We start from the raw sequence: 14,217 nt of genomic DNA on the forward strand, positions 1-14,217 counted from the left end.
CCCGTGTTGCGGAGAGCTGGCCGAGTGGCCGAAGGCGCTCCCCTGCTAAGGGAGTACACCTCAAAAGGGTGTCGGGGGTTCGAATCCCCCGTTCTCCGCCATTATTTGCGTAGTACGTTGTAATCTGGCTTCTTCGGTAAGTTGTTGAAATTACTAGAAAAAGTGCTTTACAAAAAGATTCAACGGCCTATAATGCGCGGCAACAAATGCACTCGTAGCTCAGCTGGATAGAGTACTCGGCTACGAACCGAGCGGTCACAGGTTCGAATCCTGTCGAGTGCACCATTTAAGAGTTGTTTGCAGTAATGTGAATAACTTGGCTTCAACCAGTTGTGATCTGGTATAAAAACACAAATGCACTCGTAGCTCAGCTGGATAGAGTACTCGGCTACGAACCGAGCGGTCACAGGTTCGAATCCTGTCGAGTGCACCAAACAACAAAAAGCCCGCGTTTAACGCGGGCTTTTTGCCGTCTGCGATTTGGCTTTTCCTTTGGTACAACCTTTCTCGTCGAACTCGATGTTTGCACTGCGACCTCGCTTGTTGTCGTAGCGGTAGCTCATGGCTGAATTGCGGGTGCTGATCTTGTCGGGCTTGCCAAGCGCGCTTTCGACCTCCTGCTGAGTCATGCCGGCAACGACCCGCTGATTGATGATCGCTATGCGGCGTTCCTTCGCGCTGAGCAGATCTCCACATTTGCCCTCGGACTGACCCACGATCGTCGGCTCTCTCCTTTGGAATTTCGTACCTGATGTTTCGCGAAACCCGGCTTCCGGCATCAGGGGTATCGCGCTGCCTGGCAAAAAAGTGCGTACGTCCTGACGCGAGAGGCTTTCTCCAGCCGTACAACTCAAGGTCGTGAAGGTGATGTGCCCGTTGGTGGCTTCGCACCGGTGAACGGTCGTGGCAAGCGCCTGAGGCGACAGGCAGAGCAGGGTGGCAAGCAAGTAACGAGCAATCGATAGCATTCGACGTCCTCCATGACGGTCTCCATCAAGGGTAGTCATTACATTTTCAGGCGGCAGTGTGTTTTCTTTTCAGGATAAGTCGTCGCAGTTTCATGGATCAGGATGGCGTTCAGGTTTGTCTCGCAAGCACTTGTTTCAGCCGCGATTTTTTAACGTTTAAAACCATCAGGCGGTGTTATCATTGCGCCCGTCAGCCCCGCCGGGGCTTGTGGAATACCTCCATGGACTTACCCAGTAGTTACTCAGTACCCCGTTTCTACAATCATGAATTGACTGATTGATCCTTCCGGCGTGCCCCGCTGCTGGGAGTGGAGTTCGCCTATGTCTGAAGTTGAAGTAAAGAAAACGCAGGAAAGCTTGCAAGACCGCCTCGCTCAAGTCGTTGAGCTGCTGCAACGCCAGCGGGTGGTCGAAGACCTGACTCATCGCCAGGAAGGTCCACATCACGACCGGGTCGAGAACCTGGTTCACCGGCAAAACCTCGTCGAGTTGCAACGCAAACTCGATGATCTGCACTCCGCCGACGTTGCCTACATCCTTGAAGCCTTGCCGCTGGACGATCGTCTGGCGGTCTGGCAATTGGTCAAGGCCGATCGTGACGGCGACATTCTGCTCGAAGTATCCGATTCGGTTCGTGAAACCCTGATCGCCGACATGGACGATCACGAGCTCCTGGCAGCGGCCAAGGACATGGATGCCGACGAACTCGCTGACCTGGCCTCCGAGCTGCCGCGAGACGTCGTCCACGAGCTGATGGAAACCCTCGATAATCAACAGCGTGAGCGCGTCCGCTCCGCGTTGTCCTATGACGAGGAGCAGGTCGGTGCACTGATGGACTTCGAGATGGTGACCATCCGTGAGGATGTCAGTCTCGAAGTGGTTTTGCGTTACCTGCGCCGTCTCAAAGAGCTGCCAAGCCACACCGACAAACTGTTCGTGGTCGATTACGACGGCGTGCTCAAGGGCGTGTTGCCGATCAAGCGTCTGCTGGTCAACGACCCGGAAAAGCAAGTGTCGGAAGTCATGGCCAGCGACCCGGTGAGTTTTCATCCGGACGAAGACGCTTACGAGGCCGCTCAAGCATTCGAACGTTACGACTTGATCTCGGCCCCCGTAGTCGACAAGAACGGCAAGCTGATCGGTCGTCTGACCATCGATGAAATGGTCGACCTGATTCGTGAAGAGAGCGAAAACGAAGTTCTCAACATGGCGGGTCTGCGTGAAGAAGAAGATATTTTCGCGTCAGTCTGGAAGTCCCTGCGCAACCGTTGGGCCTGGCTGGCGGTGAACCTGATCACCGCGTTCATAGCATCGCGGGTGATCGGCCTGTTCGAAGGCTCGATCGAGAAACTGGTAGCCCTTGCGGCATTGATGCCGATTGTCGCCGGTATCGGCGGCAACTCGGGTAACCAGACGATCACCATGATCGTTCGGGCCATGGCGCTGGACCAGGTCAGTACCGGCAATACCTCGCGGCTGATGCGCAAGGAGTTGGCGGTCGGCTTGATCAATGGTCTGGTCTGGGGCGGCGTGATTGGTGTGGTGGCCTATCTGCTTTATGGCAGTTGGTCCCTGGGCGTGGTGATGACCGCCGCCATGACGCTTAACCTGTTGCTTGCGGCATTGATGGGGGTTTTGATTCCGATGACCCTGGCGAGGCTTGGGCGCGACCCGGCAATGGGTGCCAGTGTGATGATCACTGCCATGACCGACAGCGGTGGCTTTTTCATCTTCCTCGGACTGGCGACGATTTTCCTGCTTTAACGTCCTGCTTCAAAAAACAACCCGCCTGAGCAAGCCGCTTTTTGTAGGAGCCAGGCTTGCCGGCGAAAGCGCTCTTAAGGGCGCCTTCGCCGGCAAGCCTGGCTCCTACAAGTCTGGGCCCGATCGGCGGGTTTTTTTTAGCCAAATTTCAGGCAAAAAAAGCCAGCAATTACGCTGGCTTGAGCTTTCGGGGTGAATCAGGAAGCGTCTGCGGCCATTTCGGCATCATGGGCGATCAGCGAAACCAGAGCGTTTTGCTGACGGTGGGAGAGTTGGCGGAAGCGTTGCAGCAGTTCGCGTTCATGCAATGACAACTCAGGGCTGTCCAGGCGCATGCTCAACTCTTCACCCAACGCGCCTTCCTGAATAAGACTCTGCTCAAGGCGCGCGATGATTTCGGAGTTCATGCTGCGATGATGATTGCGAGCCACCTCGGCAATGCGTTCACGCATTCCGTCTGGCAGACGTACGACGAACTTGTCAGCCGTACGGCTGGAATAAATTGCCTGTTTCAATGGGCGCATATATTTAACCGGTTAGTTCAGGGGAGCGGTTCTCGGGATAGGCCGCAGGATGTCAGATAGGACAAGCACTCCGGCCAAATGTTCAACCTGAATTGATAGAGGCGCGCATCATGCCTCAAATTAGCCAGATCATTGGCGTCAATTCTGTGACAAATATTGATCTGGGTAAAGGCTTAATGCCAGCACCTATTATCAGAAATGCGGACTGGTTTGAAAATAATCCATGAGTCCGTATCGCTGAACCGCGTCCTCTTGCCCGACAGGTGATGCCCGAAGACGCCTGAAGGTGCATGCTATGCGGATTCGATCCTTGTTCCTTACCTTATACAGGATAGTGGCAAATGGCCGATTTACTAGTGTGGGCACGTGGCGCGGGATAATTTCAGGATGGATGGCCGGCTGATTTATTTGATGGGGCCTTCGGGATCCGGCAAGGACAGCCTCATCGAAGCTGCGCGTGGGCCGCTGCGCGCGGGCAATTGCGAAGTCGTGCGCCGCGTTATCACGCGCTCGGCGGAGTCCGTGGGGGAAGACGCCATCGAGGTTTCCCGCGAAGAGTTCGAACGACGCAGAGCCAAAGGGGATTTTGCATTGTCGTGGCAAGCCAATGGGCTGAATTACGGCATTCCTGTGCGCATAGACCAATGGCTTGCGGACGGTCGCGATGTGTTGATCAACGGTTCGCGCGGGCACCTGGCAGAAGCGCAACAGCGTTATCCCACGCTATTGCCGGTGCTGTTGACGGTCAAGGATGAAGCCCTGCGCGAGCGCCTGCTACGGCGAGGGCGTGAGAGCCCGGCAGAAATTGAAGCAAGACTGCACCGTAATGCGCTGTTTACGGCTGATGATTCAATCGGTGATCTGCAGATCCGCCGACTCGATAACTCCGGCGACCTTGCTGGCACCGTGGCTAATCTTCTGCAGCTGCTGAACTTCAGCGCAAAACCGGATCGAACTTGATCTTGCGCCCGGCGATCAGCGCCAGCACGAACAGCGCACCGAACACGCCGCAGGCAATCAGGGGCAGGGTGACGACCGTGTCCTGGACCAATGACAGATGAAGGATGCCACTCAGTAAAGCGAGGATGAAAAATCCTGCGGCTGATTTGGACATGCTGTGCTCCTGATGGGGTGATTCAAAATACCAAGCGTTCGAAAGACTGTGTGCGCAGCTGAACAGTCTCCTGGCTCACCTCTTGGCTGATAAAACCGCGTTGATCGCTCATGACTGCCAACTGCGGGGTTTTTTGCAGTTGCAGGTAATGGGGGATGCGCTGAGCAATCGTCGCAACGTCGTTTTCGGGGAAGAAATGAAAACCCACCAGAACCGCCAAAGCGACTGCGTTCGCGACTAAAAGAGCGCTGTTCATGGGGCTGATCTCCAGTGTTCTGTGAGAACAGTCGAAGCAGCCCGCATGCCAAAAGTCTAACGGCTATTAAATCCTTTAAAAACAACGAATTAAGATATTTTTGCAAAATGCCCACATTGCATTTTGCAATGATGGCATTTTGCGGTGATGCAATTTGCACGGTAAACAAAGCCACGCTGCCGTGAGGCGTCTGCCTACACTTAAAAAGCCTACGGACGACATGACAAAAGCGGGCCTGCCCGTTAACATGCACGCCGTCCATCGCTGCGCATTCCTTGCGGGCGACTTGTGTCTCAGTAGCTCAATTGGATAGAGCATCCCCCTCCTAAGGGGAAGGTTGGCAGTTCGAACCTGCCCTGGGACACCATATAATTCAAGGCCTCCAGCAATCTCTGGCTTCTCAGCTTAACTCTTATGGGTGCAGGGTGGGTGCAACTGGTGGTCCAAAACCGTTTCGGCTATGGCTCTGAACTTAGAGGTAAGTTATGTCAGTGACCTCTGAGGGATCACCATCGGTCAGCGTCTTCATCTCATATTCCCATGACAGCCTTGATCACAAAAAGTGGGTCGAAGCGCTTGCTAATCGGCTTGAGCTCGACGGAATCCACGTGATTTTGGATCAGTGGGATCTCCCATCCGGTGGCGACCTCCCGCGCTTCATGCATTCAATGGCATCTGCGGATAAGGTGATCGCGATTTGTACACCCTCCTATGTGTCCAAAGCCGATTCTGGCAAAGGTGGTGTTGGCTACGAGAGCATGATTCTTACTGCGCAGCTTATGCGGGATGTGAAGCTGGAGAAGATCATTCCGCTTGTTCGTGCGACTGCAGAGGATGCTGATAGCGTGCCGATATTTCTCGCCTCAAAGCTATATGTAGACTTCCGCAGCGAGCCTAACTTTGAGCAAAGCTATGGCGATTTGCTACTTGATATCTATGGTCAGCGATCGAAACGGCGTCCAGTGCGAGGAAAGAATCCCTTTCATAATCATTCGTCCACGCCGGCTGCTGCACCAGCTATTCCTTCGATGATAGAAGGAGAAAAAATGATCTCGGGGCCTTCGGTTGCTGCCGTTAACGCGGGGCTGAAGAAACTAGTAACCGGGTTATCTGGTTACTCATCATCAGCTCTAGCCGGGGTCGTAGATTTCGATTATTCAAACAACAATGGCGAATATTCGTGCGGCTCCGGGGCGATGGGGTTCCTCACCAAATGGAGCAGCGCTTCAAATACGTCTATTCACGTCTATAGCGATCCTTACAATATTGAAGGCGTGGCGATCGCGAAAGGCGCCAAGCAGTTTGAAGAAATCCTCAATCCGCAAGGCTATGATTTTACTTCTCGTGCGCGTACGCCCAAGGTCGGTGAGATAGTCGTCTTCAAAAATATCAATGGATTTTTTATGGCTGCGCAAATTGAGCAGATACAGTGCTCCAGCCATGGGAGCATGAGCGATCGTGTTACCTTTGCTTACGCCGTTCTATCTCGACCTGGCTCTCTACTGGCGGGTTAGATTCCGGTTGCTTCCTTCACTCGAAGAACTGTGGTGGTTGAACAGTTTGCATGACTTGCCGTTGCTCGGATTCCCAGTCCCGCGGCGAGCAATTCAGTCACGCGATTGTGCAAATGGGCGTCCACCATCCTTGAGAAGGCACAGCAGCTCAGGCCGGTCCGCGGTCGCACCGCTGGCATTCTCTAGGTACACACTGACAATTGTCTTGTCGTGATCGGCGGTGAACTGCTCTAGGGAATCGCGAGCGCGCCCGGCGTCTTGCTCTTCGGTCGATGCTCGGAGGTATGTGCGGATGAACATGAAGGGTGCCTGTATCAGTTAGGGTGTTCTCCTAATGCTGTTTCACTTTGGGTGTTACTTATCAAGCGAAAAGGCTGAAAAAGGCAAAATCTGCCCGTATCTGGATAGGCATAGGCAAAGTGATACAGGGCTGAGTTTTCAGCTCAGTCGTCCACCATCAACACAAGAAAGCTGGTCGGATCTCAAATCCATCCAACCCCCCAGTTGGGGATGAATCCGATGCAGGAGTGCGGGGGGGGGGGGATCCTCAATTTTAGAAATATCCACCGTTGGTGGGAATTGGCTTTGAGTCGGATACCCGGCAACAAACCTGACCTCCCATTTCGGTAGGGCAGGTGTCGCGACACGTTTTGCGAATATTGAAAACGTGTCGCGTACCTAGGCGTACAGATCTAAATGCAGATGATCCCCCGCCGGGGAAATACCTCGAATTCGAGGATTTTCGAACCACAGAGAAATCCTCGGTGGTTCGCAGTCAGGGCAAAGTGAGAAAATCCCACATCGGTATGGATGGCTCAAATGTGAGCCAGTCATTTTGTAAAGTGAGTCTCTAGAACCTGGCCAGACGCTTCATCAATGCGGCAATTGAAGCCAGCAAAGTTTGCTACCCAAAGTGGCTCCTCGCTTGTCACGCCGGTATAGGCATCCACAATCCCCATCCCGATATCTGGTGCGCGCCAAAGAAGGTTGCCGGATCGGTCGTAGCAGAAAAGATTTTGTGCAGGAAGATCCCTCTCAAAAGCCATCCAGTCGAACGTCACTATCACTCGCTCGTTGATCAACACGGCTTCAAGGGCGGGATACTCACCCTCAAAGCTTATCCCGTTACCGAAAATCCGTTTACCGCTGACGTTGAGTTGCATTCGGTCTCTTCCTGTCCCTGCCATCACCACAGCAGAGTGTTCTACCATCTCCGGATACGCGGGTGACCTGCTCTAGCCTGCTGTCAGGCTGCACTGGGCGTGCCTTATTCTGGGATCAACAGTTCGTTGTACTTGGCGGGCACCAAGGCGACCTCTCCCCAAGCCAGATTTGTGGCAGCTAATCCGATGCCGCTCTCAGTAATCTTTCCGAAGAACATCACGATGCGCCCATTGGACTTGTCAGTAATTCCTTTGTCCCGGCAAAAGCCGTTAGGGAGCTTCAGATAAAAGTCCTTCACTGCGGAATTGCAAACGAGCTTCGTCATGCGGGTGGATAGGTCATGGCTACCAGCATTGTGGCTCCCGATGATCTTTCCGTAGTAAAGGCGCGATGTTTGTGGGTTGTCGAGGATGTCGTAATCAACGTCGGCCACGTCAGTGAGCAGCTCAGCTAATTTCACCGCATGCGAAGCTTCAGGTAGGAAAAAGTACTTGTCTTTGTTTTTTTCGAAGCTCCGGCATATGCCCGCGACGGTAGTAATCGTACTCGGTAGCTCGAATGAGTCTCCCTCATGTCGCGCTATCGGGGTCGCCGAAAGAGGCCCTTCAATGTCTTCGACAGGTGTTTCGTCATACTCGCCACCTGGAACCAATTGAATTTCTGGCTTCTCCTGCAAAAATTCCTTCACGATCGCCAAGTGTTCATGTTCGATCGCCCGTCTAGCTTCTTCCCAAGTGTCATACCGTTTTCCGACTGGCTTCTTCGCGCTAAGCACGCAAGCGATGTGTTGCCAGCGATTCAGGTGACGGTAAAAAGGATCGCGCTGGTTCGTGGATATGTTCTTTTCTTTCGGGGTGCGTTCGACGTTGGTGTAACACCCTGGGCAAAACAGGTTTCCCATCATCTCTTCTTCGTACTCATCTGGTACGACACGGCGGCTTGCCTTCAGCGTTTCTCGGTTTCCGCCATCGAATTTCCAGCCTGGAAGGTGATGAGCGTACGCAATTTTTCTTTTGGTAGGCACTGATTTTCTTCCTTGAATGGGATGGTGACAAAAAGCCATACCAAGGAGGGAAAATCAAGTCAGAAGGCGGCGACTGCTACTTTAGTTCAATGAGATGTCGAACTCACTGGCGGGGTGTTGCGAGCCAAAGTCGGCGAACTGGAATCTACTCTTGTCACAACGTAAGGGACCGCAAATGCTCACCCACTGGATTTTCGTAATGTTCATCGGCGGCCAGCCGGTCATGACGGAGCAGAAGGCTTCTGAGGCTGACTGCAATAGAACGCTTGTACGTCTTGTGCCGATGGCGCGAGCGCAGGGTAAAGACGCGGTTGGCGCTTGCTATCTGCGTGCAACGGCAGATACCCGATAGTCGCAGCGACGGCTGCCCTTTCGCCGTTCGCGAGAAATAAAGAGAAAGTCGCTACAAACTTGATCTGCCAAAGAGCCAAATCGTCTCAGTGAGACAAAAACGTCACACGTCGCGATATTTCACTGTGGGGGCGGGGGTATCAAAGGGTTTTACTTGGGGAGGGGAGATGTACTCAAAGCTGAGTGCATTGGTGAGATGTGCGTAAGGTAGCTCACAGCTCAGCTCACCAATACACTAGCACCTCTCAGACTGCTCCAGCAAAGGAAATTAGTTGATCAACTATTCTTTAATAACTCGGAGCTTATACATTAAGGATTCTCCACTCGGGGTAAGCCTCCAGAGTTTTTCTCGTGAATGTTCATTTGCAGCGTTGATTGTGATTAATCCAAGGATCTGCATTTGCACTGATACAGTCTGAAAGTCCTGATCGCTCAAGATATTTTTGTATGAGTTGATTCGGTACTTGGAGATGATTCCATCTTTTAGGTGTTCTTTAATCACAGCTTCTGAGGTGTTGATTGTGAGGTATGGCGAAATTAAATAAAATATCTCTCTCCAGTTCGTGTTTGCGCTCCACCCTTGTCTCGTCATGTTTGCTGAGTATGTTCCGTGCAAAGTTATGTTTGAGTCTAGGTCGGCAGGATTTAGTTCTTCAATTGTAGGGATGTTTTTCTGAAGCTCATACTTTGCTTTTAAGGCTTGGTTTTCTTTTCTTAGGTCATTTATTTCGCGAAGCAAGTCCTCGCTTGCAACGTTATTGCCTCGAATCCATCCGACCCTTGGGAAGCGCGATATGGCCTGCGCAATACTGATTGCCACTTGTCCAGGTAAGTCACTTCCGCTTTTCCAGTGTTTAACTAATCGTCCAGTTGATACGCGTGCTCGAAAGCGGTTGAGTCTTTCTCGCATTTCTGTGGAGATTTCAGATTTTTCTACAGAGATTGAATTTGGGGTTTCATGCAGTAGTGCTATCACGGGAATGGTTTGCTCTACCGCGTATTCATATTCTTTCTCTGTATAGCTAATCCCTTCTTCAGTGGTAGATCCATAGCGGCCACCAATAATTAGCAAGTAGTAGTCGCAGTCGTCGATCACTTTTTTGATGAAATCGAGTTGTTCTTCATCTGTAGCAGGAAAAAGCTCCATGCCTGCAGGTATGCAATCCATTTGCATGAGAGTCTGCGTGACCAGTGCTCGCTCTTCTTTCAAATCCGTGTAGGTCGAACTGATAAATACCTGATGCCTTTTCTGCATTTTCGTTCCTTGATCGATTCGCGCTTTGATCGATCAAGATAGCTATCGCGTGTGGATGAGTCGAGACCCCTTGAGCCGTGTCGCTCCGCTTTACGCAGTCTTGTGGGGCTTTTTTGTGGCTGTTCATCGGCGGATTACTGACTAAAAATATTCAGCCCCACCTTCGGCTTTGCCAATCGATGTGCTCACTCGTGTGATATGTCGACGTCCGTTGACCGAATAACTGCGTGCCTGGTCTTCAGATCCCGGTTTGCGCAACGTCAGTAGTGCAAACAGCCCGTCCTTGTCGCTGTAGCTCCCGTACCAATTGATCAGTCTTGCGATGAAGCACTCATTGCCGATGACCACCGGCATATCGGCGACGGGTTCGACCGCGTAGTAACTCGCCCCGAAGCTGTAATAGTCATCACTGTCTTGTGCTGAAGAGGGGATGGGGCAGATCGGGGTTTTCTGCTGGCCAGTCTCCTGGGCTTCACTTGCATTCACTTTGATCAAGGCTTTCGCGAGTACCTTTTGCAGCGCGGGATCCAGTTCGAAAGGGGTGGTGCCGTCCTCCATATATTGAGTGTGAGGCACTGTCAGTTGATAGCCGTAGCGAACGGTCAGTGTGGGCACTTTGTTATTGATCTTCAGGGGATTGAGAAGAAAGACCTGATCAACGCCATAGCTACCGTTTCGGTAGGCGACGTACATTTTTCCGCGAACCTTGATCCAGTTCACGGATTGGTTGGCGCCGCGGTCATTGGTATGGAAAAGTGAGCCGGATTCATGGGCTGGCTCCGATGTTGTGCTGATGAACCGACCTTCACTGCGACGGTAGGTTTCTGTGTAACTGAACATCCCGGTGCCGCCGGAATAGGTTTCAACGATGAGGTCACGTTGTCCGTCGCCATCCATATCCATCAGCGTGTATGTGGTCTGCCCGGATTCAGCGGCGCCGTCGATGTTGGACGCTTTCAGTGCCTTCCACTCGTCCTCCGAGACCTTTTGGGGAATGGTCTTGGGAAAGAGGGATTGCTCATCTTCACCCGAGTCGCCAGAGAATGATGTTGCGCCGCTGTCGAACGCCATAGAGTCGAGTGTCCGCTCCAACGCAAACTCCGGGTTGTCCTTGCTCAGGTCCTGGATGCGTTGTTGCAGATCCTCATCACTTGTTTATCGACGTCGTCAGGTTGGTAGGCAACGGCGTCGACCCATTGCGCGTGCAATGCTTGCAAGCGTTCGCGATAGTGTTGTTCCAGGCAGGCGACGTCTTCGACGCATTCATTGCGCACTTTCAACCACTGACGCTGGGATCTCTTCAGTTCAACCTGCGCCTGCGAAGCGGCGTTCATCAGCGTTCGATAGGCCGACCCCATTTGCGTATCCAGCTCATACAGCTCTTTGTTCGCGCAAATTGTATTTTCGACAGCGTTTGCCGCTTTTGTGCAGTCCATTCCGGTCGCCAGTGCGTGCTGGAAAAACAGCAGCGCGCAGGCAGACACGATGTAGCGTCCTTTGATGTACACGATGAAATCCTTTTCCAGAGATGTGCACATTAAACTATGAGACGCAGCCCAAAGGTTCATCTAACGTGTTGCATCCATCGGTTGAATCCACTAACAGCTCTGCAAAAGCAGACTCTGCGGTCGGGCTCGTCCAGCAGGGGCGGCGCTTCCATGCAGCGTGAGCGAAGGAGTTGAGTAGCCAGATAATGATTCCGGGGACACCACTATCATTAACTGCTCAACTCCAGCCCAATACCTCAAACCGTCAGCGTATGGTCGGTATCCCCGAACAAGGTACGCACAAGATCAGTACCATTCGTGCCAGTGTTGGCAAGGACCGCCACATCGGCGAAATTCGTACCATTAGCTGCGCCATCGGTATCCACCTTCACGGTGATATCGCTGCCTGTTTGCGTCAGTTGGACGAAGTCGGACACTTGACTGCTGCCGCTGACGAAGTTGGCTTTGAGCAGCGCGGAGAGGTCAAGCGCGTCACCTTCGGCGAAGTTGTAGTCGAGGATGGTGTCCCCGCCTTCAGCCACGTTGAGGTAGGCGAACACATCGGCTCCCGCGCCACCGCTGAGCGTGTCCTCCCCGCCACGACCCACGATGATGTCGTTGCCATCGCCGCCACTGAGCGTGTCCGCAAGCATGCTGCCCACCAGTGTGCCGCTGGACTCGCCGTTGTAATTGACCTGGGTGCCGGCCTCGCCGCCGTCGGTGGCATGGAAGTCGTCCACCGAGTAGTGCCCCAGCAGATTCACCTCGGCCCGATGCACGCCGTCGTCCACCGTCAGCTGGCCACCACTGCCGTAGGCGTTGGCGCTGTAGCTGAGCTGAGTATTGGCGCCGAAGGCTATATTGCCGAACGTCAACATGTCATCGCTCTCCAGGCCGAGGATGCCGACCAGCGAGCCCGCCGCTTCGGCCTGGGCGATCACCAGCGTGCCCGCACCTTCGCCGTGGAAGGCGACGGATGTGTGGGCGGCGCCGGCGAAGCTCAAGGTCGCATTGCCATCGATGGTGGCACTGCCGTCGCCGGTAACATCGGCCAGCAGGCTCATATCACCGCCATTTGCCCACAGATGGCCGGTGTTTTCGACCGTACTGGCAACCGTCATTCCGCCTGCGCCTGTGGATTCCAGCACTCCGCTGTTGGTGATGGTGTGGGTGCCGGTGTCGAGCACCAGGCTGTTCAGTCCGCTGGCCAGGATCAGCCCCGCATTGACCAATACCATCTGCCCGGCGCCCAACTGGCCGGCGCCGGAAATACGGTTGTCGACGTTGGTCAGGACGGTGTCGGCGCTGCCGCCGAAAATCACGTTTTGTGCGCTGTCGGATAGCTGCACCTGACCGCCACCGGTCAAGGTCGCGCCACGAAACAGAATCTCGAGACTGGTCGCGCTGCCGGTGGAGCCGAGTTCGATGGTGCCGCTGTTATGGATGCTGCCACCGAACGGCATGATCGCGCCGTCGGCAATGCTGAGGGTGCCGGTATTGGTCATGACCGGGTCCACATCGAACTGGAAGTTCGCTTCGCTCAAGTTCGCCGCATCGACACCTTTCAGGGTGACCGACTGGCCGGAGCCGATGCTGACCAGCGCATTGCCGTTGGCGTCGTTGGCGATACTCAAGTCAGCAAAACCGGTGACGCCCGTGAAGCCGATCAGGTCGATCTTGTCTGCCGTGACATCGAAACTGTAGATCTGGTTGTTGCCGATCGGCTGGGCGAAGACGAAAGTGTCGGCACCGGACGAGCCAGTCAGGTTGTCGTCAGCGGACAAGGCAAAGATCGGCGCTCCAGGGGCATAGACTTCGACGTTGTTGAACACATAGGCGCTGGCGGTGCTGCCGTCGCTGTTGCTCCAGTTCATGTTGACATCCAGCACCAACGCTCCCACGAAGTCGCTTGGGGTTGTCACCGTCAATGCGCCGGGATCGCTGGTCTGCACGGTCCAGGTTCCGTCGCCGTTGTCGGTTCCCGCATTGAATATCCATCCCGAGGGAACACCGCTGATTGACACCGTTATCGGACCGCTGATATCGGCCGATGGAGTAGTGAGGGCTAGATTGATGGGTTCGCCGGCAACGCCTGCCGGAAGGTTTGCACTGCTTCCGGCAGCACCAGCATTACCCGCCAGGTCGGTGTAGCTGTTCGCAGTAACATCGACTTTTATGCTACCGCCCAGTGTTCTGGTCAGCGTTGCCGTGTAGGTATCGCCGTCTACCTGCGTGAAGTTACTCCAGGTTCCGCGGGGCGTTCCGCTCGTTGTAGTCACCGTGACGTCCGAAAGGTTGAAACCGCTCACAACCTCACTGAACTGGAATGTGACCGTCGACGTTGAACCGTTCGAACCCCCTAAGGCAGTCCCCGTCACTGTCACCGTTGGCGCCACAGTATCAACTGGCGTCTCAACTACGTTCTGCACGTTTACCGTAATCGTCTGGGTGTCGATTCCGCCATTGCCATCGGCCACCTGAACGTCCACAACGTAGGCGTTGTCGCCGTCAGCTCCACCGACATCCAGGGGATTCTCGTAATCGGGCGCTGAATTGAACGTCAGCACCCCGCTCGAACTGATCGAGAACTTGCTGAAGTCCGTCCCGGCCGTATTCAGGATCGAGTAGCTCAGGGTTTGCGCCGGAAGATCAGCATCGGTCGCCGTTACTGTCGTGACCGCCGTGGTGTTCTCCGCCACATTGACCGAAGCCGTCGCACCACCACCGTTGGAGGTGATCACCGGGGAGTTATCGTTGACGCCCGTCACGGTTACTGCGATCGCCTGGTCGTCAAAC

13 protein-coding genes, 4 tRNA genes and 1 pseudogene are annotated in these 14,217 nt (G+C 54.0%); 7 read left to right on the forward strand and 11 right to left on the reverse strand.

The features are described 5' to 3' along the window. Positions 1–10: 10 nt before the first annotated feature. The 3 genes from PMI30_RS14665 to PMI30_RS14655 all read left to right on the forward strand — a co-directional run bounded on the left by PMI30_RS14665 (position 11) and on the right by PMI30_RS14655 (position 433). Positions 11–101 (forward strand) — tRNA-Ser (locus PMI30_RS14665). A 107-nt stretch (positions 102–208) separates the two neighbouring features. Next, positions 209–285 (forward strand) — tRNA-Arg (locus tag PMI30_RS14660). Between the two features lie 71 nt (positions 286–356). Then, positions 357–433, forward strand: a tRNA-Arg gene (locus PMI30_RS14655). A gap of 19 nt (positions 434–452) precedes the next feature. Here PMI30_RS14655 and PMI30_RS14650 read toward each other — a convergent pair. Further along, positions 453–968 carry a hypothetical protein gene (locus PMI30_RS14650; protein WP_008009967.1) on the reverse strand — a complete coding sequence of 172 codons (516 nt, stop codon included), beginning with the start codon at positions 966–968 and terminating at the stop codon, positions 453–455. 321 nt (positions 969–1,289) lie between these two features. Here PMI30_RS14650 and mgtE point away from each other — a divergent pair, with 321 nt between their 5' ends. Then, positions 1,290–2,732 carry a magnesium transporter gene (mgtE, locus tag PMI30_RS14645; RefSeq protein WP_008009969.1) on the forward strand — a complete coding sequence of 481 codons (1,443 nt, stop codon included), beginning with the start codon at positions 1,290–1,292 and terminating at the stop codon, positions 2,730–2,732. Between the two features lie 197 nt (positions 2,733–2,929). On the opposite strand, the gene PMI30_RS14640 is transcribed toward mgtE, so the two are convergent. Then, positions 2,930–3,256, reverse strand: coding sequence for an Arc family DNA-binding protein (locus PMI30_RS14640; RefSeq protein WP_003178899.1), 327 nt, complete (start codon positions 3,254–3,256; stop codon positions 2,930–2,932). A 387-nt stretch (positions 3,257–3,643) separates the two neighbouring features. Between PMI30_RS14640 and phnN the strand changes: the two genes are divergently transcribed. Then, positions 3,644–4,216, forward strand: coding sequence for a phosphonate metabolism protein/1,5-bisphosphokinase (PRPP-forming) PhnN (gene phnN / locus PMI30_RS14635; RefSeq protein ID WP_008009974.1), 573 nt, complete (start codon positions 3,644–3,646; stop codon positions 4,214–4,216). Here phnN and PMI30_RS14630 read toward each other — a convergent pair. Next, entirely contained in the window at positions 4,191–4,370 is a 180-nt protein-coding gene (locus PMI30_RS14630; protein WP_007904756.1) for a PA3371 family protein, read from the reverse strand. The two genes, phnN and PMI30_RS14630, sit on opposite strands and share 26 nt — an antisense overlap. A gap of 22 nt (positions 4,371–4,392) precedes the next feature. Further along, on the reverse strand, positions 4,393–4,626 hold the full coding sequence (locus PMI30_RS14625; protein WP_008009976.1) for a hypothetical protein: 234 nt from the start codon (positions 4,624–4,626) through the stop codon (positions 4,393–4,395). A gap of 290 nt (positions 4,627–4,916) precedes the next feature. Here PMI30_RS14625 and PMI30_RS14620 point away from each other — a divergent pair. Both PMI30_RS14620 and PMI30_RS30120 read left to right on the forward strand, forming a co-directional pair. Next, positions 4,917–4,993: transfer RNA gene (locus PMI30_RS14620), tRNA-Arg, on the forward strand. 118 nt (positions 4,994–5,111) lie between these two features. Then, the gene (locus PMI30_RS30120) at positions 5,112–6,140 is read left to right on the forward strand and encodes a toll/interleukin-1 receptor domain-containing protein (RefSeq protein WP_008009978.1); all 1,029 of its coding nucleotides are present in this window, start codon (positions 5,112–5,114) and stop codon (positions 6,138–6,140) included. Here PMI30_RS30120 and PMI30_RS14615 read toward each other — a convergent pair. From PMI30_RS14615 to PMI30_RS14595, 7 genes and pseudogenes are all read right to left on the reverse strand, one after another. Beyond that, positions 6,137–6,440: pseudogene (locus tag PMI30_RS14615) on the reverse strand (recombinase family protein). The gene PMI30_RS30120 and the pseudogene PMI30_RS14615 sit on opposite strands and share 4 nt — an antisense overlap. 530 nt (positions 6,441–6,970) lie before the next feature. After that, on the reverse strand, positions 6,971–7,303 hold the full coding sequence (locus PMI30_RS14610; RefSeq protein WP_008009980.1) for a hypothetical protein: 333 nt from the start codon (positions 7,301–7,303) through the stop codon (positions 6,971–6,973). A 104-nt stretch (positions 7,304–7,407) separates the two neighbouring features. Next, a complete protein-coding gene (locus tag PMI30_RS14605; RefSeq protein ID WP_008009982.1) occupies positions 7,408–8,328 on the reverse strand; it encodes a hypothetical protein in 921 nt (306 codons plus the stop codon). Positions 8,329–8,959: 631 nt separating this feature from the next. After that, on the reverse strand, positions 8,960–9,934 hold the full coding sequence (locus tag PMI30_RS14600) for a DUF4062 domain-containing protein (RefSeq protein WP_008009987.1): 975 nt from the start codon (positions 9,932–9,934) through the stop codon (positions 8,960–8,962). Positions 9,935–10,075: 141 nt separating this feature from the next. Next, positions 10,076–11,005: a hypothetical protein gene (locus tag PMI30_RS0129710; RefSeq protein ID WP_238541992.1), complete on the reverse strand. Its 930-nt coding sequence runs from the start codon at positions 11,003–11,005 to the stop codon at positions 10,076–10,078. A 44-nt stretch (positions 11,006–11,049) separates the two neighbouring features. Further along, positions 11,050–11,502, reverse strand: a complete 453-nt coding sequence (locus tag PMI30_RS31705) for a lysozyme inhibitor LprI family protein (protein ID WP_238541993.1) — start codon at positions 11,500–11,502, stop codon at positions 11,050–11,052. 176 nt (positions 11,503–11,678) lie between these two features. Then, a partial coding sequence (locus PMI30_RS14595; protein ID WP_008009993.1) for an Ig-like domain-containing protein occupies positions 11,679–14,217 on the reverse strand: 2,539 nt, incomplete at its 5' end.

Source organism: Pseudomonas sp. GM50, assembly GCF_000282375.1.
In the GTDB taxonomy this organism is placed as follows: domain Bacteria; phylum Pseudomonadota; class Gammaproteobacteria; order Pseudomonadales; family Pseudomonadaceae; genus Aquipseudomonas.